This is a genomic window from Mucilaginibacter sp. P5_A6 (genome assembly GCF_056400585.1).
This window is the reverse complement of sequence record NZ_JBFUKZ010000073.1, coordinates 1-2,687: the sequence shown is the minus strand read 5'-3', so window position 1 is coordinate 2,687 and position 2,687 is coordinate 1. Positions and strand designations below refer to the sequence as shown.

The window sequence follows — 2,687 nt, the reverse complement described above, 5'->3', positions numbered from 1 at the left end:
AGATATGAATGCGGTGATCCGTGAAATACCTGCGAATAATATCAGTAAGATTGAAGTGATTACTAATCCATCTGCTAAAAACGAAGCAGAAGGAGGAGCTATCATTAATATTATCATGAAAAAAAATGGCGCTTCGGGTACCAACGGCTCTATCTCCTTAACACAGGGTGGCGGGGTTTATGATCAAAATGCTGTAAATAAAGGCAATTTAACGTACCATAGAATCAGCCCAGTTATTTCTCTTAATCATCGAAATAACAAATGGAATTTTTATGGGAATTATGGGTATCTAAACCGGTCGCTATTTGAAATAAACCTGATTAACAGGCAATTTGAAAATGATTTATATTATCAAAAAAGCTATAAGCCTACAAATTATAACTATCACACATTTCGCGCCGGGGCAGACTATTATATTGACAGCTTAAACACGATTGGTCTACTTATTAATGGCTTTCATCGCAATGGCGGAGGTATAACAGAAGGTTCATCCACTAAAACGAACATGCTGGATAATAGTCTGCTGGATATGTTTACCAGTAACAACGATCAAAAATCCCAAATGACGAACGTCAATGTTAACTTAAATTGGAAACACCAATTTAATAAAAACGGCGGGGACTTAAATATCGATGCAGATATAGCGCAATTCGATATTACCAATCAAAGTAATATTGTGGTTATACCACAATCCGGTAATCTCATTCAGAACTTTCAGCTCAATAAAACTCCCATAAATATTCAAACTCTAAAAACGGATTATAGCTATCCTTTAAATAAAAACTCCCGATTAGAAATGGGGTTAAAAACAAGTTTATCCCAAATAAATAACAACCTGGAATTCAAAGAGAACGGGGTTACGGATTTAAACCGTTCGAACAAGTTTAATTACACAGAAAACATCAATGCCGTTTATATGGCATACCATACAAAATTTTCCAAATGGGATTTTCAAGCCGGTTTAAGAGCTGAACAAACCGTATCTAAAGGAAAAATAGGCACCTCTGTACTGGTGGACAGGAATTATATACAGCCATTTCCCAGCGTACTAATTACCCGGCATGTAGACAGCGTGTTTGCTATCACGGCTCAATACGGAAGAAGAATTGATCGCCCAAAATTTCAGCAGCAAAATCCGTTTGAATTTTATATCGATCCTCAAACTTACACCAAAGGTAATCCAACCATTAAACCGCAGTTAAGTCATTCAGGGAAGTTAAGTGTTACATATTCTGGTTTACCATTTTTTGTGTTAACGTACGACCGTACAAATGATGTGATCTTTGACTATGCTCCACAGCAAAAAACTATTATCGATGGTAATAACGAACCCCGGTTAGTAAGCTATAGTGTTGCCGATAATCTGGCAGAATATCAAAATTTTTCAGCGCAGATCAATTTCCCTATTAAGTTAAAAAACATAATAGAAGGCCATGGCGGAGGTATTGTAAGCAATCAAAAATACAATGCAATATACCTTGGCAATACTTTTAATAAAGCAAAGTGGAATTACACGTTATACACTGAGATAAATATTAAATTCAGCACATCGCTTTCTGGTCAAGTTTCTGGATATTTTGCCAGTCCTACCCTTTTTGAATTTATAGAAACAAATAACAATAGCAATATAGATTTGGGTATTGAGAAGAAAATACTCAACCGTCTCGGTAGTATCACCTTAAACGTTTCTGACATATTTTATCAAAACAAAACCAAAGGCTTACTTGAATTTCAGGATATCAGATTAAGGCTTAACCAATATTATAACACACGAAATGTGCGCCTTACTTTTAGTTATTCTTTTGGTAATCAGCAATTAAAAGGTTCCAGAAAAAGAAGCACCTCATCAGAAGAAGAAAACAAACGGGTTAATATTAAGAATTGACGGCAAAGAACAGGCCGCTTGGTAAATCAATCAGCGATGTGATAGATTGATTGAAACTAATAAACGGGAGCCTCCAAACGCTCCTAAAAACAAGGGGAGAGAATATCACTTGCCTGGGCTAAGTATAAGCGGAGATTTTTGTTAGAAAATGCTTGACAAAACAGAAAGCCTATCCAAACGAAAATTATTGACAATAGACTTTAAGTTACCATCACTTCAGTAGCTCCTTAGCCCTTTCTATGATATCATCTTTGCCCATTTTTGCACTCTCTGCATTGGTTTCTGCCATAATATCCGGTGGAACACCGTTTTCTATATTAAAACCAGTGATACCAAAAAATGCTGTAACCGGAACTTTGTATGCCCAACCATTGGGTAATTCATATTCAGCGGGCATGCCACCACCGCCGCCGGTAGTAGCTCCAATTACTTTGATAGTAGGAAAATGTTTTACAATTTCAACAAAATAACTGCAGGCGCTGAAGCATCCGCGATTGGTTAATATCATCACCGGTTTATTCCAAAGCAGTCCTTCTGGCTCCACATACACACTTAAAGAATCAGAATAATCGTTTTTGCCAGGACCAGTTTTAAAAATTGAGTGCCCCACTTTACGTTTTTGGTCAGTAAACCTTCCGGCTAATTTAACCACGTTGGACATTTGTCCCCCATTGTTATCCCGTACATCCAAAATCAAGCCTTTCACATTACCATCTTTAAATTCTTGCAAGATTTTATCTATGGGAACCATGCTACTTTCAAACGAATTGTAATGGATGTAACCAACACCACCATCTAAAAT

General features: G+C 36.7%; 2 protein-coding genes. One reads left to right on the top strand and one right to left on the bottom strand.

Annotation, left to right across the window (positions count from 1 at the left end; all coding sequences use genetic code 11):
* Positions 1-1,885 (top strand): outer membrane beta-barrel protein (locus AC1DO4_RS27705; protein WP_477421010.1); only part of this gene is annotated, 1,885 nt, incomplete at its 5' end.
* Between the two features lie 211 nt (positions 1,886-2,096).
* On the opposite strand, the gene AC1DO4_RS27700 is transcribed toward AC1DO4_RS27705, so the two are convergent.
* Positions 2,097-2,687: S41 family peptidase (locus AC1DO4_RS27700; RefSeq protein WP_477421009.1), on the bottom strand; the 591-nt coding region annotated here is incomplete at its 5' end.